The sequence below is a fragment of the Curvivirga sp. genome (assembly GCF_965219885.1).
Taxonomy (GTDB): Bacteria; Pseudomonadota; Alphaproteobacteria; order UBA8366; family Aestuariispiraceae; genus Curvivirga.
The window spans coordinates 2,765,617-2,786,974 of record NZ_CBDCOT010000009.1 but is presented as its reverse complement, the minus strand read 5'-3'; the positions used below and the strand labels follow the sequence as shown (position 1 = coordinate 2,786,974).

The 21,358-nt window shown below is 40.9% G+C and carries 24 protein-coding genes; 9 read left to right on the top strand and 15 right to left on the bottom strand.

Translation table 11 applies throughout. The features are described from left to right. Positions 1 to 63: 63 nt before the first annotated feature. From ribH to ACOQOA_RS18600, 3 genes are all read right to left on the bottom strand, one after another. Positions 64 to 528: a 6,7-dimethyl-8-ribityllumazine synthase gene (gene ribH / locus ACOQOA_RS18610; RefSeq protein ID WP_420550092.1), complete on the bottom strand. Its 465-nt coding sequence runs from the start codon at positions 526 to 528 to the stop codon at positions 64 to 66. Between the two features lie 90 nt (positions 529 to 618). Beyond that, on the bottom strand, positions 619 to 1,776 hold the full coding sequence (gene ribB / locus ACOQOA_RS18605; RefSeq protein WP_420550091.1) for a 3,4-dihydroxy-2-butanone-4-phosphate synthase: 1,158 nt from the start codon (positions 1,774 to 1,776) through the stop codon (positions 619 to 621). A gap of 54 nt (positions 1,777 to 1,830) precedes the next feature. Then, the gene (locus ACOQOA_RS18600) at positions 1,831 to 2,433 is read right to left on the bottom strand and encodes a riboflavin synthase (protein ID WP_420550090.1); all 603 of its coding nucleotides are present in this window, start codon (positions 2,431 to 2,433) and stop codon (positions 1,831 to 1,833) included. A gap of 171 nt (positions 2,434 to 2,604) precedes the next feature. On the opposite strand from ACOQOA_RS18600, the gene ACOQOA_RS18595 reads away from it, so the two are divergent. The 3 genes from ACOQOA_RS18595 to ACOQOA_RS18585 all read left to right on the top strand — a co-directional run bounded on the left by ACOQOA_RS18595 (position 2,605) and on the right by ACOQOA_RS18585 (position 4,187). Continuing rightward, positions 2,605 to 3,273, top strand: a complete 669-nt coding sequence (locus tag ACOQOA_RS18595; protein ID WP_420550089.1) for a hypothetical protein — start codon at positions 2,605 to 2,607, stop codon at positions 3,271 to 3,273. A gap of 151 nt (positions 3,274 to 3,424) precedes the next feature. Next, complete coding sequence (locus ACOQOA_RS18590; RefSeq protein ID WP_420550088.1) at positions 3,425 to 3,760, top strand: ArsR/SmtB family transcription factor; 336 nt, start codon at positions 3,425 to 3,427, stop codon at positions 3,758 to 3,760. Continuing rightward, positions 3,753 to 4,187: an SRPBCC family protein gene (locus tag ACOQOA_RS18585; protein ID WP_420550087.1), complete on the top strand. Its 435-nt coding sequence runs from the start codon at positions 3,753 to 3,755 to the stop codon at positions 4,185 to 4,187. The genes ACOQOA_RS18590 and ACOQOA_RS18585 overlap by 8 nt, the downstream gene beginning before the upstream one ends. Before the next feature lie 42 nt (positions 4,188 to 4,229). On the opposite strand, the gene ribD is transcribed toward ACOQOA_RS18585, so the two are convergent. From ribD to rpiB, 4 genes are all read right to left on the bottom strand, one after another. Next, positions 4,230 to 5,333 carry a bifunctional diaminohydroxyphosphoribosylaminopyrimidine deaminase/5-amino-6-(5-phosphoribosylamino)uracil reductase RibD gene (ribD, locus tag ACOQOA_RS18580; protein ID WP_420550086.1) on the bottom strand — a complete coding sequence of 368 codons (1,104 nt, stop codon included), beginning with the start codon at positions 5,331 to 5,333 and terminating at the stop codon, positions 4,230 to 4,232. 30 nt (positions 5,334 to 5,363) lie between these two features. Next, a complete protein-coding gene (gene nrdR / locus ACOQOA_RS18575; RefSeq protein ID WP_420550085.1) occupies positions 5,364 to 5,828 on the bottom strand; it encodes a transcriptional regulator NrdR in 465 nt (154 codons plus the stop codon). Between the two features lie 186 nt (positions 5,829 to 6,014). Continuing rightward, positions 6,015 to 7,316, bottom strand: a complete 1,302-nt coding sequence (gene glyA / locus ACOQOA_RS18570; RefSeq protein WP_420550084.1) for a serine hydroxymethyltransferase — start codon at positions 7,314 to 7,316, stop codon at positions 6,015 to 6,017. Positions 7,317 to 7,474: 158 nt separating this feature from the next. Next, the gene (rpiB, locus tag ACOQOA_RS18565; protein WP_420550083.1) at positions 7,475 to 7,909 is read right to left on the bottom strand and encodes a ribose 5-phosphate isomerase B; all 435 of its coding nucleotides are present in this window, start codon (positions 7,907 to 7,909) and stop codon (positions 7,475 to 7,477) included. A gap of 360 nt (positions 7,910 to 8,269) precedes the next feature. On the opposite strand from rpiB, the gene ACOQOA_RS18560 reads away from it, so the two are divergent. Further along, positions 8,270 to 8,674 (top strand): MucR family transcriptional regulator, encoded by a 405-nt coding sequence (locus tag ACOQOA_RS18560; RefSeq protein WP_420550082.1) that lies wholly within the window; start codon positions 8,270 to 8,272, stop codon positions 8,672 to 8,674. 8 nt (positions 8,675 to 8,682) lie between these two features. On the opposite strand, the gene ACOQOA_RS18555 is transcribed toward ACOQOA_RS18560, so the two are convergent. Then, complete coding sequence (locus tag ACOQOA_RS18555) at positions 8,683 to 8,937, bottom strand: DUF6898 family protein (RefSeq protein ID WP_420550081.1); 255 nt, start codon at positions 8,935 to 8,937, stop codon at positions 8,683 to 8,685. Positions 8,938 to 9,121: 184 nt separating this feature from the next. Between ACOQOA_RS18555 and ACOQOA_RS18550 the strand changes: the two genes are divergently transcribed. Beyond that, the gene (locus ACOQOA_RS18550; RefSeq protein WP_420550080.1) at positions 9,122 to 9,745 is read left to right on the top strand and encodes an MlaC/ttg2D family ABC transporter substrate-binding protein; all 624 of its coding nucleotides are present in this window, start codon (positions 9,122 to 9,124) and stop codon (positions 9,743 to 9,745) included. Positions 9,746 to 9,831: 86 nt separating this feature from the next. Here the strand turns inward: ACOQOA_RS18550 and ACOQOA_RS18545 are convergent, their stop codons facing one another. The 4 genes from ACOQOA_RS18545 to ACOQOA_RS18530 all read right to left on the bottom strand — a co-directional run bounded on the left by ACOQOA_RS18545 (position 9,832) and on the right by ACOQOA_RS18530 (position 13,654). After that, positions 9,832 to 10,302, bottom strand: a complete 471-nt coding sequence (locus ACOQOA_RS18545; protein WP_235914078.1) for a MarR family winged helix-turn-helix transcriptional regulator — start codon at positions 10,300 to 10,302, stop codon at positions 9,832 to 9,834. A 131-nt stretch (positions 10,303 to 10,433) separates the two neighbouring features. Further along, positions 10,434 to 11,315: a 3-hydroxyisobutyrate dehydrogenase gene (gene mmsB, locus ACOQOA_RS18540; RefSeq protein WP_420550079.1), complete on the bottom strand. Its 882-nt coding sequence runs from the start codon at positions 11,313 to 11,315 to the stop codon at positions 10,434 to 10,436. Positions 11,316 to 11,343: 28 nt separating this feature from the next. Then, positions 11,344 to 12,405 (bottom strand): enoyl-CoA hydratase/isomerase family protein, encoded by a 1,062-nt coding sequence (locus ACOQOA_RS18535; RefSeq protein ID WP_420550078.1) that lies wholly within the window; start codon positions 12,403 to 12,405, stop codon positions 11,344 to 11,346. A 109-nt stretch (positions 12,406 to 12,514) separates the two neighbouring features. Next, positions 12,515 to 13,654 carry an isobutyryl-CoA dehydrogenase gene (locus ACOQOA_RS18530; protein WP_420550077.1) on the bottom strand — a complete coding sequence of 380 codons (1,140 nt, stop codon included), beginning with the start codon at positions 13,652 to 13,654 and terminating at the stop codon, positions 12,515 to 12,517. A gap of 213 nt (positions 13,655 to 13,867) precedes the next feature. On the opposite strand from ACOQOA_RS18530, the gene ACOQOA_RS18525 reads away from it, so the two are divergent. The 3 genes from ACOQOA_RS18525 (at position 13,868) to hemB (ending at position 17,112) form a co-directional block, all read left to right on the top strand. Further along, positions 13,868 to 14,524 carry a glutathione S-transferase family protein gene (locus ACOQOA_RS18525; RefSeq protein WP_420550076.1) on the top strand — a complete coding sequence of 219 codons (657 nt, stop codon included), beginning with the start codon at positions 13,868 to 13,870 and terminating at the stop codon, positions 14,522 to 14,524. 127 nt (positions 14,525 to 14,651) lie between these two features. Beyond that, positions 14,652 to 15,950: an O-acetylhomoserine aminocarboxypropyltransferase/cysteine synthase family protein gene (locus ACOQOA_RS18520; protein WP_420550075.1), complete on the top strand. Its 1,299-nt coding sequence runs from the start codon at positions 14,652 to 14,654 to the stop codon at positions 15,948 to 15,950. A 166-nt stretch (positions 15,951 to 16,116) separates the two neighbouring features. Beyond that, the gene (hemB, locus tag ACOQOA_RS18515) at positions 16,117 to 17,112 is read left to right on the top strand and encodes a porphobilinogen synthase (RefSeq protein ID WP_420550074.1); all 996 of its coding nucleotides are present in this window, start codon (positions 16,117 to 16,119) and stop codon (positions 17,110 to 17,112) included. A 6-nt stretch (positions 17,113 to 17,118) separates the two neighbouring features. Here the strand turns inward: hemB and ACOQOA_RS18510 are convergent, their stop codons facing one another. Together ACOQOA_RS18510 and ACOQOA_RS18505 are read right to left on the bottom strand one after the other, a co-directional pair. After that, the gene (locus tag ACOQOA_RS18510; RefSeq protein WP_420550073.1) at positions 17,119 to 17,610 is read right to left on the bottom strand and encodes a hypothetical protein; all 492 of its coding nucleotides are present in this window, start codon (positions 17,608 to 17,610) and stop codon (positions 17,119 to 17,121) included. Between the two features lie 81 nt (positions 17,611 to 17,691). Next, entirely contained in the window at positions 17,692 to 18,894 is a 1,203-nt protein-coding gene (locus ACOQOA_RS18505) for a type III PLP-dependent enzyme (protein ID WP_420550072.1), read from the bottom strand. A 461-nt stretch (positions 18,895 to 19,355) separates the two neighbouring features. Here ACOQOA_RS18505 and ACOQOA_RS18500 point away from each other — a divergent pair, with 461 nt between their 5' ends. Then, the gene (locus tag ACOQOA_RS18500) at positions 19,356 to 20,732 is read left to right on the top strand and encodes an L-serine ammonia-lyase (protein ID WP_420550071.1); all 1,377 of its coding nucleotides are present in this window, start codon (positions 19,356 to 19,358) and stop codon (positions 20,730 to 20,732) included. A gap of 25 nt (positions 20,733 to 20,757) precedes the next feature. Here the strand turns inward: ACOQOA_RS18500 and ACOQOA_RS18495 are convergent, their stop codons facing one another. Then, positions 20,758 to 21,264 carry a flavin reductase family protein gene (locus ACOQOA_RS18495; protein ID WP_420550070.1) on the bottom strand — a complete coding sequence of 169 codons (507 nt, stop codon included), beginning with the start codon at positions 21,262 to 21,264 and terminating at the stop codon, positions 20,758 to 20,760. Positions 21,265 to 21,358: the final 94 nt, after the last annotated feature.

Here is a 21,358-nt window from a genome sequence, read left to right as displayed (position 1 = left end):
GTACCGCAGCTAAACGTGCGGAACGTAAACGCTTTGTTTTGCCGGAAAGTTCTTTCTCTTTACTCATCGTGGATATAGCCCGAACTGTTGTTTTAATTTAATCATATCCAGACACGCGGTTGCAACAGCGCCACCTTTATTCTTATCAGAACGATTTGCACGCGCCCAAGCTTGATCACCATTTTCAACGGTTAAAATACCATTGGTGATTGCTAGACCATAATTTAACTGTAAGTCCATAATACCACGGGCACTTTCGCCACAAACATAGTCATAATGTGTTGTCTCACCACGAATAACGCAGCCAAGACCGATATAACCATCAAATCGGTGTTGATCATTTAACTCTTGATTCAGGATTGCATAATTAATTGCACCAGGAATTTCCAAGGCACCAGCAACTTCAAAACGTTCAAAAGTTGCGCCTTCAGCTTCGATTGCTTCGATTGCGCCAGCTGCCATTTCATCAGCTAAATCCGCGTAAAAACGGGCTTCTACAATCATAATATGTGGCTTTTGCTCACTCATTTTCCTATATCCTATATCAAATAACAGCGAAGCAGCATTAAAAGATATGCTGCATTCTGGCGTATTCCCACACCCAAATCAATTGTCTGTTTAGTCAATTGAACGGCGTTCTACTACTTTTAACCCGTATCCGTCCAGCCCAATAATATTTTTATCTGTGTTAGATAACAAAATCATTTCATCAATACCCAAATCCAACAAGATTTGAGCACCAACACCATAATCACGTAAATCTTGAACTTCATCATCATCAACTGGAGGTAAATTTTCTTTTGCACGCACTTTGGAAGACAAGGATTTCGCATGGGGTTCACGAATTAAAACAATAACACCACGACCTTCATCACCAATGATTTCCATCGATTTTTGAAGTTCTGTATCCTTGCCACGTGACTTGTCCCCTAATACGTCTTCAAGCACATTCATGGCATGCATACGTACCATCACGGGACCACCATGAGTGATATCGCCTTTAACAAGCACGACATGTTCCGCATAAGACAGCTCATTAACATAAACATGCAACTTGAACTCCCCACCAAAAGCAGACTCAATTGTTGTTTCTTCACTACGACGTACCATATGATCATGACGACGACGATAGGCAATCAAATCTGCAATAGCGCCAATCTTCAAATCATGATGCTTTGCGAATTCAATAAGTTCTGGAAGGCGGGCCATCTCCCCTTCCTCATTCATGATTTCACAAATAACAGAAGATGGGTTTAACCCTGCCAAACGCGAAATATCGACCGTTGCTTCGGTATGCCCAGCACGCACCAAAACTCCGCCTTCTTTGCACACCAACGGAAAAACATGCCCCGGTGTCGTGATATCTGCATCTGTTGATTCTGGATCAATTGCAACAGCCACAGTGCGTGCACGATCTGGCGCAGAAATACCAGTTGTTACACCTTCACGCGCTTCAATAGAGACCGTAAATGCCGTGCCAAAACGGCTTGCATTTGATTGTGGCATCAAACGAAGACCTAATTCATCTGCACGTTTTGGCGTCAATGTCAGGCAAATTAAACCACGTCCATATTTTGCCATAAAATTAATAGCTGCAGGTGTCGCCATTTGCGCAGGAATAACAAGATCGCCTTCATTCTCGCGGTCTTCATCATCAACCAAGACGAACATACGTCCATTACGGGCATCTTCAATGATATCTTCGATTGGGGAAAGAACAGCTAGATCTGCATCTGTGGATGTTTTCATCACTGTTTCTTTTTGTTGATCTGACATTTTTCTACCTTTTGCAGGAGTATTTATCTTTAAATTATTCAAAGAATAACGAAATTAACCACGTGCGGCTAGTAATTGTCCAACATAACGGGCCAACGCATCAACTTCTATATTCACTAGATCACCAACCTCTGAAGCACCAAAGGTCGTTTCTTGTGCCGTATGCGGTATGATATTTACACCAAAGACATCCCCTTCAACCTCATTAACAGTCAAGGATACGCCATTCAAAACCACAGACCCTTTTGCTGCGATATACTTTCTTAATTCTTCAGGGGCACGAAATTGAAAACGAAGACTATCGCCTTCCGGCTCCTTCATGGTGATTTCTGCCACACCATCAACATGCCCTAAAACAAAATGACCACCTAACTCATCACCCATCTTCAACGCACGTTCTAGGTTTAATACAGTACCAACATCCCAGTTACGCGCTGTGGTCAAAGACAAAGTTTCTTCTGATGCCTCTACAGCAAACCAGTTTTGGCCATTCTCACATGCTTTTTCAACCACTGTCAGACATACACCTGAATGTGCAATAGAAGCCCCCATATCTATGCTATCAACATCATAGATTGTTTCGACTTCAAATCGTGTATCCCCTGCTTTGGTAACTGCACGGATACGACCTTTATCTGTGATAATGCCTGTAAACATAGTAAATCCTGACTTTTGGCCTAAGAAAACGAGCTTTTATTCTATGATAGGCGTTTTAAGGAAAAGTATCGAAAATAGCTAACAAAAAATCGCCTATATTCATTCCCAAATCGTCTTTTTTATGTTTCCATGATCTACATAATTCCAGACTGACATAAGGTATGCACTCAAATGCCTAAAAAAACGGCCTATCTTCTACATAGCGCAGATGTACATATACAAAGATTTAATCCTCTTATTGAGCCGTATCAGCGTGAATTCACGATCAAGCAAGTCGTTCGTAAAGACCTATTAGATAAAGCAGAAGAATTAGGTGGTGTGTCTGACCTGCTAAAAGAGGAATGTTACTCAGTTTTAAGAGAATTAATAAGCGAAGGTGCAGATATCATTTTAATTACCTGCTCCACTCTTGGTGTTATCGCAGATGAATATCCACAAGTCGATACCTGCAAAGTTCTGAGAATCGATAATCTACTAGCTGAAAAATCTCTATTATCAGGCTCTCATTTGGCTATTATTTGCGCTGTAGAATCTACGATAGAATCTACTATGGAGCTATTCAGTAATAAAGCTCATGAGCTTGATAGAGAAAATGTAGAAATCAATTTACATTTCGTATCAGGAGCGTGGGAAAGCTTTAAGGCCGGTAGATTTGAACAATATTCAAAGTCAATTGCAGGTTATATAATCAACAACACTGGTGATGCAGATACAATTGTTTTGGCACAAGCAAGCATGGATAAAGTGCCGGATTACTTGGTAAGTTTCACGCCTACTGTTTTTTGTAGTCCTCAATTAGGTATACAAGCTTTAATAGAAGAACTACATAACAATTCTTAAAATATTACGCTTCCTCTTATCACTCTCCTCATTATAAAGTTTATAAATTTCAATACCCTATCACTCTCATTTAATATTATTCAACTAATTGGTTGAATAATATTTTTAGATATGCTTATATTCAACCAATTGGTTAAATATAGAGATTGAAATGAGCAACAACTTAGATGAAATTTTTATGGCACTATCAGACCAAACAAGACGAGATTTGGTGCATAGCCTTGCGGAAAAAGAACAGACAATAAGCGAATTAGCTGCCCCATATGACATGTCACTAGCCGCCGTTTCGAAACATCTGAAAATTCTGGAAAAAGCAGGCCTTTTAAGACGCCGTGTTGACGGGCGCACACATTATTGTTCGTTACGCCCGGAAGCACTGGGCTCTGCCCTCGATTGGATCAGCATCTATCGACGTTTTTGGAATGACAAGTTGGATGCGCTTGAAAACATACTACCCTCATCACCCAAAGGAGAAGAAAATGCATAGCTTAACTTTAACGAAAGATTTTGACGTTTCAGTAGCAGAACTATTTAACGCGTGGAAATCACCAAAAATCCTACAACAATGGCTTGCTCCTGGCCAAACAGACGTTCCGACAATGGATATCGATTTCAAAGAAGGCGGAGCCTTTCGGATCACAATCATGCAAAGTGACGATTGCGATTTCAATATCGCTGGCGGTATCTACAAAACCATTGAAGAAGACAAGAAAATTGTAATGTCATGGCAATGGGAAGGCAGTGAACATCAAACAGAGCTAGAACTAACCTTTACTCATACAGGCGCAAATAGCTCAGAACTCATTTTAGTTCATCGTGAATTCCCGGAAGAAGATATACGTGACAACCATAAAAGTGGTTGGATTGGTTGCTTAAACCATCTAACGACCTGCTTACGCCAAAAAGCCGCATAAAAAAATTAAAACAGGAAGTTACCTAATTAACTTCCTGTTTCACTATTTATTTTTTAAAATTGTAAGGTGATCTTCGCCGCATTGTTGTGTCGACCATAACTCAAATCGCGGCATATCAATCAAGTCTTCAATCTTCAAAGATGCAATCGCCGGTAAACCGTCACCACCAATAATCGATGGAGCCCTAAACCAGTATATTTGATCAACAAGTCCAGCTTTCAAAAAGCTTGCGGCGACTTGCCCGCCACCTTCGATCAATAAACGGGTAATACCTTGATCGGCAATAGTTTCTGCGGCGGACACTACGTCAATCCGTCCATCCTTCATAGCATGGGTAGGTACAATAGACACAAAATCTGAAAGCTGTTCCTCAACTTCCACTGAATTTATCAACCATACGGGTGATTCTGCGTTTGCAATTTCAAGTAATTTAGGCCTCTGCCCTTTTAGACCTAACTTGCTATCCAAAACAATGCGTACAGGTTGGTCGACATCCCCTGCCCCAACAAAACGTGTATTTAGACTAGGATCATCAGCGATAGCTGTTCCTGCCCCTACCAAAATCGCATCATTCTGACTGCGTAACAAATGACCTCGCATACGTGCGGATGGACCAGTAATCCATTTACTATGTCCTGTGACAGATGCAATATAACCATCCAGTGTTGTCGCCACTTTTAATGTGATATATGGCCGTTTCTTAGTAATACGATTAAAAAAACCTGCATTAATTTCATCTGCTTCCTCTTTAAAGAGACCTTCGTCTACTTGAATGCCCGCTTCTTGAAGCATTTTCACACCGGCACCAGACACGCGTGGATCAGGGTCAGACGTCGCAATAACAACACGAGATACCTTTGCATCAATAAGGGATTTTGCACAAGGTGGCGTCTTACCATAATGACTACAGGGTTCCAACGTCACATAGGCTGTCGCCCCCTCAGCCGCACGACCAGCTTGTGCCAAAGCAACAGCTTCCGCATGTGGTCTGCCTGAAGGTTGAGTCCACCCACGAGAAATAACTTGCCCGTCAGTATTTACAATCACGCAGCCCACAGCTGGATTCGGCCAAACATTCCCCAAACCACGGCGGGAAAGATCTAAAGCCGTTTTCATATGATGTTTATCTTGCTGAGAAAAAGTCATCAGCTATTCCATCTACTTCAGAAAAATTGATTAATCGTCGCCTTCCGGGCGCACTGTAGTATCAATGAATTCCTCGAAATCTTTAACTTCACGGAAGTTTTTATATACAGATGCAAAGCGAATGTACGCGATCTCATCCAACTGAAGCAAAGCTTCCATAACCATCTCACCGATAGTTTTTACCTGGATCTCACTTTCGCCGCTACTTTCAAGACGTCGTACAATAGAATTGACAACGCGTTCAACGCGTTCTTGATCTACATTTCGTTTACGTAAAGAGGTACGCATGGAACGCAGCAATTTATCTCGATCAAATGGTTCTTTCGCACCATTTTTCTTAACCACTGTTAATTCGCGCAACTGTACACGTTCAAAAGTTGTAAAACGGGCACCACAATTTCCGCATAAGCGACGACGACGAATCGCGTTGTGATCTTCGGTTGGACGAGAATCCTTTACCTGCGTATCGTCATGATGACAGAACGGACATTTCATGGAAGCACCCCTGTTTGTACTTAACTTGATTTGCTTTGCGCGTTACTTCGCAATGTTGAGGCTTCTTTTGTAATCCCAAGTAAAAAGCCCATAGCCTGAGAATAACAGACTATGGGCTCATTTTACAATATCTTGTGACGATAATATGTCAAAACCACATCATTTCATCACTACAACTAAGATATCTTATAGATCGTAAAGTGGGAAACGATCACACAATTCCTGAACTTTTGCACGAACTGCTTTCTCAACTTCACCGTTATTTTCTGGACCATTTGCAGCCAAACCATCCAATACTTCAACGATCATTTCACCGATTTGCTTAAACTCAGCTTCTTTGAAACCACGAGTTGTACCTGCAGGTGTTCCTAAACGAATACCAGATGTTACCATAGGTTTTTCTGGATCAAATGGAACGCCGTTTTTGTTACATGTTAGACCAGCATGTTCCAACGCAACTTCTGCAAAGTTACCTGTTAGGCCTTTTGGACGCAGATCAACAAGCATTAAGTGCGTATCTGTACCACCGGAAACAATATCAAAACCACCAGCAATGATTGTTTCAGCCAAAACTTGTGCGTTTTTAACAACTTGCTCAGCATATGTTTTGAATTCCGGGCGAAGTGCTTCACCAAATGCAACAGCTTTTGCAGCAATCACATGCATCAATGGACCGCCTTGCAAACCAGGGAATACTGCAGAGTTAATTTTCTTCGCAATATCTTCACGGTTTGTAAGGATCATACCACCGCGCGGGCCGCGTAGAGTTTTATGAGTTGTCGTTGTCGCAACATCTGCATAATCCAATGGATTAGGATGTTGGCCACCTGCAACTAGACCTGCAAAATGTGCCATATCAACGAATAGTAATGCACCAACACTATCTGCGATTTCACGGAAACGCTTGAAATCCAATGTACGTGGATAAGCGGAACCACCAGCAATGATCAACTTTGGTTGATGTTCTTTTGCCAATGCTTCAACCTGATCAAAGTTGATACGTGCATCATCTTCGTTCACATCATACTGGATTGCGTTAAACCATTTACCAGATTGGTTTGGTGCTGCACCGTGAGTTAAGTGACCACCACATGCAAGGTTTAATCCCAAGAATGTATCACCAGGTTGCAACAATGCTTGGAAAACACCTTGGTTAGCTTGCGCGCCAGAGTGAGGCTGTACGTTTACATACTCACAATTGAACAATTTTTTAGCACGCTCGATTGCAAGATTTTCTGCAATATCAACTTTTTCACAACCACCATAATAACGGCGACCAGCATAGCCTTCTGCATATTTATTTGTGAAAACTGTGCCCATTGTTTCCATAACAGCGCGGCTCACAATGTTTTCTGAAGCAATCAACTCGATACCATCTTGTTGACGCTGGCCTTCTTCTACCAATGAATTGTAGATGTCAGGATCTGTTTCTTGTACTTTTTTCTCAAAGAAACCATCAAATCCGAAAAGATCTGGACGCTCGCTCATAATGTCACCCTCTCTTAGTGTGATAAATCGACTTAGGATAAAGCCGAACGTGAATACTTCCCTTCCAACACCCCACGATGTTTTCATCATTCATCATGTCAGAATAGGCGTCATTCTAGGAATTGTTTGCTATGCTGATTGCGTCATAGCGACGAAAATCATGACATTTTAGCCACACGGCGTTCATGACGACCGCCCTCATATTCCGTTTCCAAGAATGTTTTTAAGCAATCAATTGCTATTTCTTCACCAATAATACGTGCTCCTAAAGCAAGAACATTTGCATTATTGTGTAAACGTGTAAGCTTTGCTTCAGTGACAGATTGACACAAAGCCGCACGAATATGTTTATGACGGTTGGCAGCGATTGATATCCCGATGCCAGTTCCACAGATCAAAACACCTGTCTCAATAGAATCTTCGTTCAATGCAGAAGTTAATTTGTCCGCGAAATCCGGATAATCTACGGAATCTTTGGTTACAGGTCCCAAATCAAGCGCTTCATAGCCCCAATCTTCCAGTTTTGAAATTAAACTCGCTTTTAAATCTACGCCTGCATGATCAGACGCCAAAGCAATTGTCTTCTTTGACATACCACCCTTTTCCTTTGTCCTAAATTGACAAGAAATATAATAATTAGGAATTAATTACCGCCGCTGATAACATATTGTTGCGTAGAACTCTACGTTTTATTCGTAAAAACTGCAGTTTTCCTCATAGTTTTTCTTCTAAGTCACAAACTGGCCTAATTCTTGATAAGAATCCATTAATCAGAATTATTTGGTATTCCTTCGAATCAATTAGTCGAATATTTCATTTTGCTATTGATTTTTTGAGCCAAGATAGTTTTACTTAGTATATTGAATTTTTTTGAGTCAGTGCGAATCGGCTTTTAAACGAATCGCTCCTTATCAACGGGATTCAGTTTTAAGGGGATATTTCAAGGTAGCACAATGACAAAAAAAGCAAGCCAACAGGACTTACTTCGTTTCACAACAACTGTTGTGAGTGCCTATCTAGGCAATAACAAGGCGAAATCGTCTGATATTTCCAAAGTGATTAAAACAGTTCATAGCTGCTTTGCGAAGTTAAACGGCGTTGAACAACGTACAGGGGCACGTAAATCTGTTGCTGCTATCCCTGTTAAAAGCTCAATCACCCCTGACTATCTCGTATGCTTGGAAGACGGTAAAAAGCTTAAGATGCTAAAGCGTCATCTTCGTACAACATATGGCATGAGCCCTGAGCAATATCGTGCTAAATGGGGATTATCGCCTGATTATCCAATGGTTGCGCCGAATTATGCCGCGAAAAGATCTGAATTTGCCAAGAAAATTGGATTAGGTAAAAACTCTTAAAGTTTTATTTACATATCCCAACCGGATGGAGGTCCCTTTTTCTTTTGCACAGGGCCTTTTTCTTGCAGGACTTTCTCCAACCGCCATATTAATTTTTTCACGGCTAATTGTTCTAACTCTGATTGGCTTGCGGTTGCAGGACCAACAATAGAGACCTCCAAGAAACTTGCAGGATCAATTGCACTCACTTTTATAGAGGCACCATGTTGTTCCATTTCAATTAGGGCACCTTGAGGTAGTAATCTGTGCTTAGGCGTTGACATAATAATAGAACCAATGTTTTTAATACTAAATTTACCCTTATAATATAGCATATTAAATAAGTGGAAATATCTAGTTAAATAAAATGACTTTTTCCAAAAGACAGCAATATTTCATCCTAATCTTTTCATTTCCGATTTATACATTATATATGGGAACGGGAACTTAATACTTCAGGAGGCTGTATTGAAGCTTTTAAATAAAATTGCGATGGTTTTTGTAATCGGATTAACATCGATTAGTTTTGCTCACGCAGCAGAAGAAACCAATCTGGATAATGCAAAAGTATATGTAACGACATTATCTAAACAAACCATTACTCTGCTCAAAGACGAGAATATCGAAGCGTCTGAAAAAATGAGTAAGATGTATGCCGTCCTTGAAGAAACAATGGCTTATGATGTCATTGGTCGCATTGTATTGGGAAAACCCTATCGTGGTCTTTCTGATAACCAAAGAAATGAATATGATAGTTTATTCAAAGAATATCTATTAACAAAATATTCCAGCCTTGTTGGGAGCTATAACGGTCAAGATGTCGAAATCACCAAATCCGTACGCGCTGGTAAAGCAGATGCAATGGTTTTCACAAAAATAGGTGTTCCTGGTCAGGAAGGGATCGTAGTTGGTTGGCGTATTCGTACAATAAAAGGGGAAATGCGATTACTTGATGTGAAGATTGCTGATCTAAGCATGGTGCAAACTGAACGTGATCAATTCCAAAATGTTTATCAAAATCATCAAATCGAAGGAATTTTAAAAGCTTTACGCAGCTTAACAGAAAAGATGCGCGCCCAACGTCAAAGTTAAGATTTTATAAATATATAAAAAACCGACAAATAAAAAAGGCATCTGAAAATCAGATGCCTTTTTTATATAGCCCGATATTTCTTAATTTAATAAGAATATGTATGTAATAAGAAACGTTCTAATCTATTTAGAACCGCTCCTGTATATTGTAATTGTTCTGAATTAATTCCAATGTCTGTAAGCTTGTTCCCTTGTGCTTCTAAAATTTCATTCACACGGTCACGTACTTCTTTGCCTTTATCAGAAAGACTAACACGGATAGAACGACGGTCATGTGCCGAACGTTCTTGGATTAGATATCCATTCTCGACCATTTTACGCACATTATATGATACGTTTGATCCAAGATAATATCCACGATGAGTTAACTCACCTACGGTCAACTCATCAGTACCAATATTATATAAAATAAGTGCCTGAATATTGTTGATATCGCGAATACCCATACGATCGATTTCTCCCTTGATAACCTCAAGGAATTGGCGATGCAATCTTTCAATCAAACGGATCGCATTCATATATTCGTCTTTAATTTGTTCTGGAGAATTGTCGGCCATTTCGCAGCTCTTTTGTCCCTAAGTTACTTATTCCCTTGCCTTTACTATATCATAGTATCAGCATGTTCCAAGTTCTTTCAAACTTAAGGACAAAAAAAGCAGCAAAAATCAGTTCGTTTTTATCTAAAACTTTATATTTCTCGTAACATTTTGATAATACCGGAAAAATCGACACCAGCTCCACCGGATTCAGAAAATTCTTCATAAAGTCGCTCCGCATGTTCACCCAGAGGTGTTACTGCGCCAGCACTTTCAGCCGCAGCTTGTGCTAATCGAAGATCCTTCAACATTAACGCGGACGCAAAACCTGGTTTGTATTCATTATTTGCTGGAGATGTCGGAACCATTTCAGGTACGGGGCAATAAGTTGTGAGACTCCAACACTGACCAGATGCTGTGGAAGAAACATCAAATAGTTTCTGGTGGGACAAACCTAGTTTTTCACCAAGCGCAAATGCTTCTGCAACAGAGATCATCTGAATACCTAACATCATATTGTTACAGATTTTTGCAGCCTGCCCGTTTCCTGCACCACCACAATGTACCAATGTCTTACCCATAATCTGTAAAAACGGCTCTGCGGCAGCATAAGCAGTATCCTCACCGCCAACCATAAATGTTAATGTACCTGCAGCAGCGCCGCCAACACCACCTGAAACAGGTGCATCAACCATTGGGAAACCAGCTTCAGTCGCAAGTGTTTGAACTTCACGCGCTGAGTCCACATCAATGGTAGAGCAATCAATTAATAAGGTGCCGGAATTTGCGTTCGGGAAAACGTCTTTTCCATATACAGCTTTCACATGCTGTCCTGCTGGTAACATCGAAATTACGACTTCTGTCTCTGCCATAGCTTCCGCCGCACTATGTGCAACCTTAGCACCTTCAGCTTTCAATTTCTCAAGATTTTCTTCAACCAAATCTACGGCAGTCACTTCATGTCCTGCTTTGATCAAGTTGATCGCCATTGGGCCACCCATGTTACCCACACCAATAAACGTAACTTTAGCCATCACAGCCTCCTAGTATAATGCTTTATTATCAATGAGAAAATTCCAAGTCTCTCTTACCAAGTGATTCAAACGCAGAATCAACCATTTCATCCGTCACTTCTTCCAAAGTTTCTGGTACCCATTTCGGGGCATGATCTTTATCAACCAATACGGAACGCACACCTTCGTAAAATTCGGTGCCTGTGACACAGGCTTGGCTCAATCGGAATTCCATAATCATACAATCTTCAAAAGTAAGTTTTTTACCTTCGCGCAATTGTTTTAAACTCATTTTCATACTTAAAGGGGATTTCTTACGCATAAACTTCAAAGCCATTTGCGCAAATTCCCCCCCCTCTTCTTCCAAAGCTGCCCAGATATCTTCGACTGATTCTTTTGCAAAACATGCATCAATCACTGCAAAATCATTCCTGATTGGTGCGTCTCCCGCTTCCGTCGCGAATTTTGCAATAATTTCATTCACTAAAGTTTCAGGATATGGATGAGACCAATCAGCTGAAATAAATGCATCCAACAACGCATCCATTTTTTCTGATAGCACATAATCAGTTGCCATATTGACCGCAATACAATCAGCCGCTTTTAAACGCGCACCCGTTAGAGCTAAATACATGCCACTTTCACCCGGACATTTATTCAAAAACCAACTACCCCCCACGTCCGGGAATAAGCCAATCGCAGTTTCCGGCATAGCAAATAACGTCGTATCTGTCACAACACGATGGCTACCATGAACAGAAAGGCCTACCCCGCCTCCCATTGTCACACCATCAAGTAAAGCGACATATGGTTTTGGAAAACGGTGAATACGTCGGTTCAATATATATTCTTCACGGAAGAAAGCGTCTGTAAGATCATCGCCGTTATGACCAGCTTCCCAAACAGCACGTACGTCACCACCGGCGCAAAAAGCTTTTTCACCTGCGCCTTTAATTAAAACCATATGAATAGACTCATCTGTCTCCCATTCTTTTAACTTTGGATCCATTGCACGGATCATCCCCAAAGTTAATGCATTTAAAGCTTTTGGACGATTAAGAGTGATGATGCCTACGCCACCTTTTTCTTCAAATAGAATCTCATCTTCCATGTGGTTTCTCTTTCTTGCTTTTATTAAGTCGGATCAAATTTGAGACACGATAACGACCCCATAACATTCGATCAATTGATTTAAATTAAGACTTTGTCGTTAAATAAAATTATTCTTGAAGCATAGCCCGGGCTATAATTACCCGCATAATCTCATTCGTACCTTCTAAAATTTGATGCACCCTTAAATCTCTTAAGTAACGCTCCAATGGGAAGTCACGCAAATATCCATATCCACCATGTAATTGAAGCGCTTCATTCACCACATTAAACCCGATATCTGTGGCAAAGCGCTTTGCCATTGCACAATGTTTCGTTGCATCTGGGGTTTTATTATCAAGGCTTGTTGCACCGCGATGTAACATCAAACGCGCTGCATCCAGCTCTGTTGCCATATCAGCAAGGCGGAATTGCAACGCCTGAAATGCTGCCAACGGTTTTCCAAATTGTTTTCGTTCATTCATGTATTGAATTGTAGCTTCAATCGAAGCACGTGCAGCGCCAATAGAACATGCCGCTATATTCAAACGTCCACCATCAAGCCCTGCCATCGCAATTTTGAAACCATCACCCTCTTCTCCGACTCGATTAGAAACAGGTATACGACAATTATCAAATTGCACTTGAGCCGTCGGTTGACTATTCCATCCCATTTTACGTTCTTGTGCACCAAAGCTTAAACCTTCAGTTCCATTTTCAACGATAACACAAGAGATACCTTTAGGGCCTTCATCACCAGTTCGAACCATCACAACATATATATCACTACGTCCAGCACCAGAGATGAATGCTTTTGATCCATTCAAGACATATTCATCCCCATCCCGCTCAGCAGTCGTACGTAAAGCAGCCGCGTCAGATCCGGATCCAGGTTCCGTCAGGCAATATGAAGCTATCTTGTTCATGGATAGCATATCAGGGAGATACTTGGATTTTAATGCATCAGACGCAAATTGGCTCACCATCCAACTTGCCATATTATGAATAGATAAAAAGGCCGCAGTAGAAGGGCATGCAGCAGCTAATTCTTCAAAAATCACAGTGGAATCCAAACGCCCTAAACCTGATCCACCAAAGTCAGGATCACTATAAATTCCACCTAATCCCAATTCAGCAGCAGCACGAAGAGTATCGACAGGGAAAATTTTCTTCTCATCCCATTCCTCCGCATAGGGCATCATCTCATTTTCGGCGAAAGAACGCGCCATATCTTGAATCGCAACTTGTTCTTCAGACAACTGAAAATCCACAGTATTTCTCCAAAATTTCACAGTTAATTTTTGGTGGAATGCTCATTCACATGTCAGGACCATACGGTAGCGTATGTTAAATGTCAACTAACGCAAATAAACCTTACCATACGCATACGTATGTTATGTCTTTAGGCACAACAACTTCAAATACTTCTAGCACTTTATAAATATCCATTTTATGGTCTTCACACATTCATAAGGAAACATAAAATGTATAAATTATATGGTGCACAAAATGTTGCCAGTTTCACACCTCATATCTGCCTTCAAAAAGCAGAAGCTGATTTTGATTTTGTTCAAGTTGACATGGAAAATAGTGAACATTTAAAGGAAGAATATCGGACGTTAAACCCGAATGGTCGTATCCCTGTTCTTATCGATACCAAAGGTGAAACAGAACCTCTCGTTTTATATGAGACCGCTGCTATATGCTTACATATTGCGGACCATAACCCTGACGCTAACCTATTACCACCCATGCATAGCAATGCAAGATCACAGGCCTATAAATGGTTAATGTATTTCACAAATACCATTCAAACATATCTACTCGTTTACTATTATGCAGATCGCTATACAGAAGATAGCAAGTCCATTCCTAATAATCAGAAAGCCATGGAGAAACATATCTCTAACGCATTTAGTATTGTTGCTGAAGAACTCAAAGATAATCGTAAGTTCCTACTTGGTGATACCCCTTATTTAATCGACTACTTCTTGTTTATGCTATCGGATTGGACACATGAATTTGAAATTCAAAACGGCCCTTTAAGTCACAAAGTATTAAAAGCCTATCTAGAGCGTGTAAAACTTCTTCCTGAAGTTCAAGCAGCATTAAAAGCCGAAGGTTTTGCACCGAGTTTTTAATATTATGTATGTTAGAATATCAATCACGTTCTTTTTAATGAACTTAAATTCGACTTGACGAACAAAATATTCTGACCTACATCTAGTCACAGAGTAAAATTTCACATGCTTTTAGGGAGCTAGAATAATGACAGTTGAAAGCAATAATCCAGAGACAATCGCCCTTCATGCTGGCTATCGCTCTGATCCAGCGACAAATTCTGTCGCTGTGCCAATTTATCAAACTACAGCATATGAATTTGATAGCGCTGAACATGCACGCAAACTTTTCGGCCTAGAAGAATTAGGCAACATCTATACGCGCATCATGAACCCAACAACAGATGTTCTTGAAAAACGCCTAGCTGCGCTTGAAGGTGGCGTGGCAGCACTAGCACTTTCTTCCGGACAAACAGCTTCTGCATACGCTGTTCAAAACCTTGCAAAAGCAGGTGATAACATCGTTTCTTCTGCACATCTTTATGGTGGGACATGGAATCTTTTCGCGAATGTTTTAAAAGATCAAGGCATTGAAGTACGTTTCGTTGATCCTTCTGATCCGGAAAATTTCCGCAATGCAATTGATGATAAAACCCGTGCCTTCTATGCGGAATCTTTACCAAATCCAAAACTAGACGTATTCCCAATTGCCGAAGTCGCTGCTATCGGTCGTGAATACGGTATTCCATTGATTATGGATAATACCGCAGCCCCTCTCCTTTGCCGCCCTCTAGAGCATGGTGCAGCTGTGGTTCTTTATTCTACCACCAAATATATTGGCGGCCATGGTACAAGTATGGGCGGCGTTTTAATTGATGGTGGTAATTTCGATTGGGAAGCACATGCGGAACGTCAACCTGCACTAAACACCCCTGACCCAAGTTATCATGGTGCTGTTTGGTCGCAAGCTGTAAAACCACTTGGTCCGATCGCATATATTCTTAAAGCCCGTGTAACATTGCTTCGCGATCTTGGTGGTGCCACAAGCCCGTTTAATGCTTTCCAGACAATCCAAGGCCTTGAAACTTTGCCGCTTCGTATGCGTGCACATTGTGAAAATGCAAATGCAGTTGCGAAATTCTTGAGCGATCATGCTGCCGTTGAATCAGTCATTCACCCTTCTCTTGCGGAAGGTGACGCAAAATCACGTGCCGATAAGTATTTAACTGGTGGCAATGGTGCATTGCTTGGTTTCCATATTAAAGGTGGCCGCGAAGCAGGTGCGAAATTTATTGATACATTGAAAATGTTCTATCATGTAGCGAATATCGGTGATGCACGTAGCTTAGCTATTCATCCTGCAACAACAACACATTCTCAGCTTACCGCAGAGGAGCAAGAAAAATCTGGTGTAACAGATAGTTATGTTCGCCTTTCTATCGGTATCGAACATATCGATGATATTCTTACTGACCTTGAACAGGCAATTGCTGCATCTCAAGCGTAAGTAAGTCATTTTAAAAGTTAAACTTTTAATTGTTGAGGTCGCTATCATAACGGTAGCGACCTTTTCTTATTTTTGATCTAAATCCAGATTGCCAAGCGAATTAAAGGACAATATGGTAGCAAAACTTTAATAAAATTGAAAAATGGGATCGAGAAAGAGGATCGCAATGAATAAGCTGGACTTGCCAATTCGCATGCGTCGAAACCGCAGCAATCATAACATCCGTAGATTGGTAGCTGAAAATGTTTTGACGTCGGCTGATTTTATTTGGCCGCTATTTGTGTTGGAAGGCAATAATATAGTTCAACCAATCGATTCCATGCCTGGCGTGAACCGTTATAGTCTAGATCGCATTGTCGATGTTGTGGGTGAAGCTGTTGCATTGGGCGTCCCTGCGATTGCTCTTTTCCCTTATACAACACCAGACAAACGCACATCAGACGGCTTTGAAGCACTTAATCCTGAAAATCTGATGAATAGAGCAACCCGTTTAATTCGTGCAGCCTATCCTGACCTCGTAATTATGTGTGACGTGGCCTTGGACCCATATACAGATCATGGTCATGATGGTTTGCTTCGGGATGGTGTTATCCTAAATGATGAAACAATTGATGTATTGGTAAAACAAGCTCTCACCCAAGCAGAAGCAGGTTGCGATACAGTGGCGCCATCAGACATGATGGATGGCCGCATTGGTGCTATTCGCGAAGGATTAGACTCTGCTGGTCATGAAGATGTGCGCATTATGGCCTATTCTGCGAAATATGCTTCGGCTTTTTATGGCCCCTTCCGTGATGCGGTTGGATCAACATCAGCTTTAAAAGGTGATAAACGCACCTATCAGATGGACTTTGCAAATGGTAAGGAAGCCGTGCGCGAGGTTGCATTAGATATCGAAGAAGGCGCAGATATGATCATGGTTAAACCGGGTATGCCTTATCTGGATATTGTAAAAGAGCTTAAAGATACTTTCCAAATGCCGACCTTCGCCTATCAAGTTTCCGGTGAGTATTCCATGATGATGGCCGCTGCTCAAAATGGCTGGCTTGATAAAGACAAGGTAATGATGGAATCATTAATGTCCTTCAAACGTGCTGGGTGTGATGGTGTCTTAACCTATTTCGCCTTGGAAGCCGCAAAATTCTTAAAAGAAAATAGTTAATACATCTTATGATTTAGGTGGTTTAACCATCAATTCCAAATATCCATAAGCTTGTTGAGCTTTAGTTAAATATTTTCCAATGGACGTAGTATCCCCTGCGTCCATTTCTTTTAACATCGTGTGGATTTCACCTTCGGCTTTTTCAAGATAACCTGTAAACCAATCGTTTGGCACATCTTCAATATCAACGATACTACCAGCTTTCTGATCCAATATATCTAAAGTCGCTTCAAGATCAGGCTGATTAAACCCCAATGGCAACGCAATTTTATCGTCTTTACGGCCTTCAGCCTCAGAAAAAGAAAGTTGCTTGATAGCTTCGGCTGCAATGACGGCTTGATCACGTGGCGATCTGTTACTTTGCGTACCTGACAATATAGAAATCAAATTTCCAGTTTCTAACAACGCCTCTTGATATATGTCCTCGCGATCGACCGCATAGGACGATCCAACAAAGCCAAATACCAACATAAAAGCTAGGAAAATTGATTTATACATAATGAAGCCTCAAACAAAAAAGATGTGAGTCCCTATATGAGCCTCACATCTTCCAAGATCAAGTTAAAATAGAAACAGTTATTATTCAGCGGCTTCTACTTCTACTTTTTTTGCTACTGTTTTATTTAGTGGTTCTTCCGGACGTAACATCGGCGCATCCACTGTCACATAGGTTTCTGCGAAGAAACCGTTGAATTTAGTCGTCATAGAATTGGAATAAGCTCCCATCATACCGATTTCAATCCAATCGCCTTCATCAACATCATCAGGTAATTCAACTTCATAAGGAAAGACATCAGTACAATCGCATGTTGGGCCATAAATTTTAAACATATCCGTTTTATTTGATACTTTTTGATTAGGACGAATCAGCTTCATTGGGAACTTGATCTTCGCAACTAATGCTTCAGAAAAATTATGATAAACACCATCATTAATATAAAGTTGATTACCTTTGCGAAGGTGAACTTGCACAACAATGGAGGCACCACTTGCCACCAAAGAACGACCAGGTTCACACATTAAAACAGTATCCCCACGTAAAGGCAGTTTTTGAACTTCTTCCTTAATGGTTTCAAAGTAACGTTCCAGTGGCTCAGGATTGTCATCAACATAATGAGCCGGGAAACCACCACCAACATCAAGATAATGAATATTTACATCTGCTTTTTCAATAACTTCGCGAACAACCTTCAAAGCTTCTACGAAAGCTTGTTTATCACGACATTGAGAGCCCACATGGAAAGCTAACCCTGTTTGACATCCTTCCGCAGATGCCTTGCGAAGCAATTCAACAGCCTCATCAGGTGTTGCTCCAAACTTATCAGCTAAGGCAAAAGCTGCATCAAATTGTGGTGTTGCAAGCCGCACAATCACAACCTGACCGTCGCCACCTCCAGTAACTTCAATGATCTTTTTCAATTCTGCTTCATGATCAATCACATAATGATCGACGCGATAAACGTCATGTGCAGATAGGATTGCAGAACGAGATTTTACCGGATGCATGAAGTAGCAATCTGCATCGGAGAAATTGTCACGAATTGTTGCGATTTCGGCCAAAGAGGCTGTATCAAAATGACGAATACCTGCCTCATAAAATGCATTTAAAACTGTCAAATGTGGATTACATTTCACCGCATATAAAACACGCCCAGGAAAATTATTTAAAAATAACTCAGCGTTCTTTTTCAATTCTGCAGGACGCCAACAATAAACCGGATATCCCGGTTTCATTGCAGCTACCATGGTTTCAACATCTTCAAAGTGGCTGTTATTGCTCATAACGACCCTCTCCTATTGTCATAAAGAGGCCCAATATCTGTTTTCCCCTTTATAAAATTAAAAACTATCTCTCTAAAAAAGACTAAAAACCTGGATTATGGTTATTCTCTGTTCAGAAAATGATTTTCTTGGTTTTAGTCCGGCACATAGCTTGCAAAAAGCCCGGTGGAGCCGCGTCCCGTCATGTCTATACAATGCCAGTTTAAAAATTGGCGTCAAGGCCTATCATCGAAAGGCAATATTCTTATCAGGATTAGCATTATACACTAAAATTCATAAATAATCTCGACGCCTTAAGATCATTTTAAAACTCTTCCAAATATCTGTCTTAATGACGCATTACCAAAAAACTATGTCCTTTCCCGAGGGGTTCTTGTGGATAGGAATCTATAGTTTCATTAATCGAGTGATCAGATTAACGAACAAAAAATAAACATTAAAAGTTAGAATAGTGAGGAAACATGCCATTCAGCGTATTTGAATTGTTTAAGATCGGTATTGGACCTTCCAGCTCACATACAGTTGGGCCCATGGTTGCATCTCGCCGTTTCTTGGATGATCTACATGAATCCGGTGAATTCGATAACACAAACCGTGTTGTTGTAGAATTATATGGCTCCCTTGCATTAACAGGTAAAGGTCACTGTACAGATACAGCTACGATCCTTGGTTTAACAGGCGAAACACCGGATAAAATTGATGTGGATCGTTCTCCTAAAACTTTGGAAACAATTCGCGAATCACGTGGTTTAAATCTGGACGGTAAAAAAATGATCAACTTCACCGAAAGTGAAGATATGATTTTCCGTTATAATGACCTGCTTCCATGCCATACTAATGGCATGCGCTTCATTGCCTATAATACAGCTGGCGATGAGATCCAAGAAGGTATCTATTATTCTATCGGTGGCGGTTTCGTTGCAACTGTAGATGAGTTGAACGAAGGCAATCCAATGGATCATACCGAATTCCCCTACCCTTTCCAAGACGCACGTCAGATGCTTGATATGGGTAAAGAAAACGGCCTGACTATTTCTGAAATGGTTTACCGCAACGAAGTTTCTAAATCCAATGAAGCCGAAGTAGAAGCAGGTTTGAATCGTTTACGTGAAGTAATGCGCAAATGTATTGATCGCGGTTTACGCCAAGAAGGCATTTTGCCAGGTGGATTAGATGTAAAACGCCGTGCAAAAAACATTCATCAGCAACTTAAAAACAGTCGTGGTACAAATATGTACTCCCCACATGAGGCAATGGACTGGGTAAGCCTTTGGGCAATTGCGGTTAACGAAGAAAACGCAGCCGGAGGCAATGTAGTGACAGCGCCAACGAATGGTGCCGCTGGGATTTTACCTGCTGTTTTACGCTATTATGAAGATATCGTTCCTTCGTCGGACATGGAAGGTGTACATAAGTTCATCCTGACAGCAACAGCTATTGGTTCGTTAATTAAACTAAACGCTTCAATTTCCGGTGCTGAGGTTGGATGCCAAGGCGAAGTTGGTAGTGCTAGCGCTATGGCTGCAGCAGGCTTATGTGCTGCTTTAGGTGGCACCAATGAACAGATTGAAAATGCAGCAGAAATTGCTATGGAGCACCATCTTGGAATGACTTGCGATCCAGTTGCGGGCCTTGTTCAGGTTCCTTGTATTGAACGTAACGCAATGGGTGCGGTTAAAGCAATTAATGCAGCCTCCCTTGCTCTCAAAGGGGATGGTGAGCATTTCGTATTCTTGGATACAGCTATTGAAACAATGCGCCAAACTGGCCTTGATATGCACACTAAATATAAAGAAACAAGCCAAGGTGGCTTGGCTGTGAATGTGGTGGCTTGTTAATCAAGCCACCCATATTCCGTTGAAATTATTTGCCGGACATTTTCCCATAGGATCCGGAGAAATATAACAACGGACGGCCAGATGTGTCGTCCGTTAATTCTTTCATCGCCATGCTAGTTACTTCGCCAACGATAATTTGGTGATCGCCACCGTCATGGATCGCATGCATCTTACATTCAATCGTTGCCAAAGTATCTTTTAAAATTGGCACACCATATTCATTGCAACGATATTCTGCCTTTTCAAATTTATCGATCCCTTGACTTGCAAAGTTATTAGAAGCATCCATTTGATCTTCCGATAAAATATTGAAAGCAAAATGACTATCCAGTGAGAATGCGTCAAAGCTTAACGCTTTCTTATCAAGGCAAAATAAAACGAGCGCAGGATCTAATGAGACAGATGAGAAAGAATTCGCAGTCACACCAACAGGACTGCCATCCGCCAATTTACCTGTCACAACAGTAACACCAGTTGCAAAACGACCACAACAATTACGAAATTCCATCGGATCAATTGAATTATCAGACATTTATTTCTTTTCTTTCTTATTACAGATATTAAAATCAGCAAATATAATTAAGCATTAATTAGCTTAATTTCTGTTGTTTAGCGAGATAAAAAGT

What these genes read in the sequence shown, in the direction of transcription:
- ribH (WP_420550092.1), bottom strand. Translation starts at nt 528, where the DNA reads ATGAGTGAGCAAAAGCCACATATTATGATTGTAGAAGCCCGTTTTTAC.
- ribB (WP_420550091.1), bottom strand. Translation starts at nt 1,776, where the DNA reads ATGTCAGATCAACAAAAAGAAACAGTGATGAAAACATCCACAGATGCA.
- ACOQOA_RS18600 (WP_420550090.1), bottom strand. Translation starts at nt 2,433, where the DNA reads ATGTTTACAGGCATTATCACAGATAAAGGTCGTATCCGTGCAGTTACC.
- ACOQOA_RS18595 (WP_420550089.1), top strand. Translation starts at nt 2,605, where the DNA reads ATGCCTAAAAAAACGGCCTATCTTCTACATAGCGCAGATGTACATATA.
- ACOQOA_RS18590 (WP_420550088.1), top strand. Translation starts at nt 3,425, where the DNA reads ATGAGCAACAACTTAGATGAAATTTTTATGGCACTATCAGACCAAACA.
- ACOQOA_RS18585 (WP_420550087.1), top strand. Translation starts at nt 3,753, where the DNA reads ATGCATAGCTTAACTTTAACGAAAGATTTTGACGTTTCAGTAGCAGAA.
- ribD (WP_420550086.1), bottom strand. Translation starts at nt 5,333, where the DNA reads ATGACTTTTTCTCAGCAAGATAAACATCATATGAAAACGGCTTTAGAT.
- nrdR (WP_420550085.1), bottom strand. Translation starts at nt 5,828, where the DNA reads ATGAAATGTCCGTTCTGTCATCATGACGATACGCAGGTAAAGGATTCT.
- glyA (WP_420550084.1), bottom strand. Translation starts at nt 7,316, where the DNA reads ATGAGCGAGCGTCCAGATCTTTTCGGATTTGATGGTTTCTTTGAGAAA.
- rpiB (WP_420550083.1), bottom strand. Translation starts at nt 7,909, where the DNA reads ATGTCAAAGAAGACAATTGCTTTGGCGTCTGATCATGCAGGCGTAGAT.
- ACOQOA_RS18560 (WP_420550082.1), top strand. Translation starts at nt 8,270, where the DNA reads ATGACAAAAAAAGCAAGCCAACAGGACTTACTTCGTTTCACAACAACT.
- ACOQOA_RS18555 (WP_420550081.1), bottom strand. Translation starts at nt 8,937, where the DNA reads ATGTCAACGCCTAAGCACAGATTACTACCTCAAGGTGCCCTAATTGAA.
- ACOQOA_RS18545 (WP_235914078.1), bottom strand. Translation starts at nt 10,302, where the DNA reads ATGGCCGACAATTCTCCAGAACAAATTAAAGACGAATATATGAATGCG.
- mmsB (WP_420550079.1), bottom strand. Translation starts at nt 11,315, where the DNA reads ATGGCTAAAGTTACGTTTATTGGTGTGGGTAACATGGGTGGCCCAATG.
- ACOQOA_RS18535 (WP_420550078.1), bottom strand. Translation starts at nt 12,405, where the DNA reads ATGGAAGATGAGATTCTATTTGAAGAAAAAGGTGGCGTAGGCATCATC.
- ACOQOA_RS18525 (WP_420550076.1), top strand. Translation starts at nt 13,868, where the DNA reads ATGTATAAATTATATGGTGCACAAAATGTTGCCAGTTTCACACCTCAT.
- ACOQOA_RS18520 (WP_420550075.1), top strand. Translation starts at nt 14,652, where the DNA reads ATGACAGTTGAAAGCAATAATCCAGAGACAATCGCCCTTCATGCTGGC.
- hemB (WP_420550074.1), top strand. Translation starts at nt 16,117, where the DNA reads ATGAATAAGCTGGACTTGCCAATTCGCATGCGTCGAAACCGCAGCAAT.
- ACOQOA_RS18510 (WP_420550073.1), bottom strand. Translation starts at nt 17,610, where the DNA reads ATGTATAAATCAATTTTCCTAGCTTTTATGTTGGTATTTGGCTTTGTT.
- ACOQOA_RS18505 (WP_420550072.1), bottom strand. Translation starts at nt 18,894, where the DNA reads ATGAGCAATAACAGCCACTTTGAAGATGTTGAAACCATGGTAGCTGCA.
- ACOQOA_RS18500 (WP_420550071.1), top strand. Translation starts at nt 19,356, where the DNA reads ATGCCATTCAGCGTATTTGAATTGTTTAAGATCGGTATTGGACCTTCC.
- ACOQOA_RS18495 (WP_420550070.1), bottom strand. Translation starts at nt 21,264, where the DNA reads ATGTCTGATAATTCAATTGATCCGATGGAATTTCGTAATTGTTGTGGT.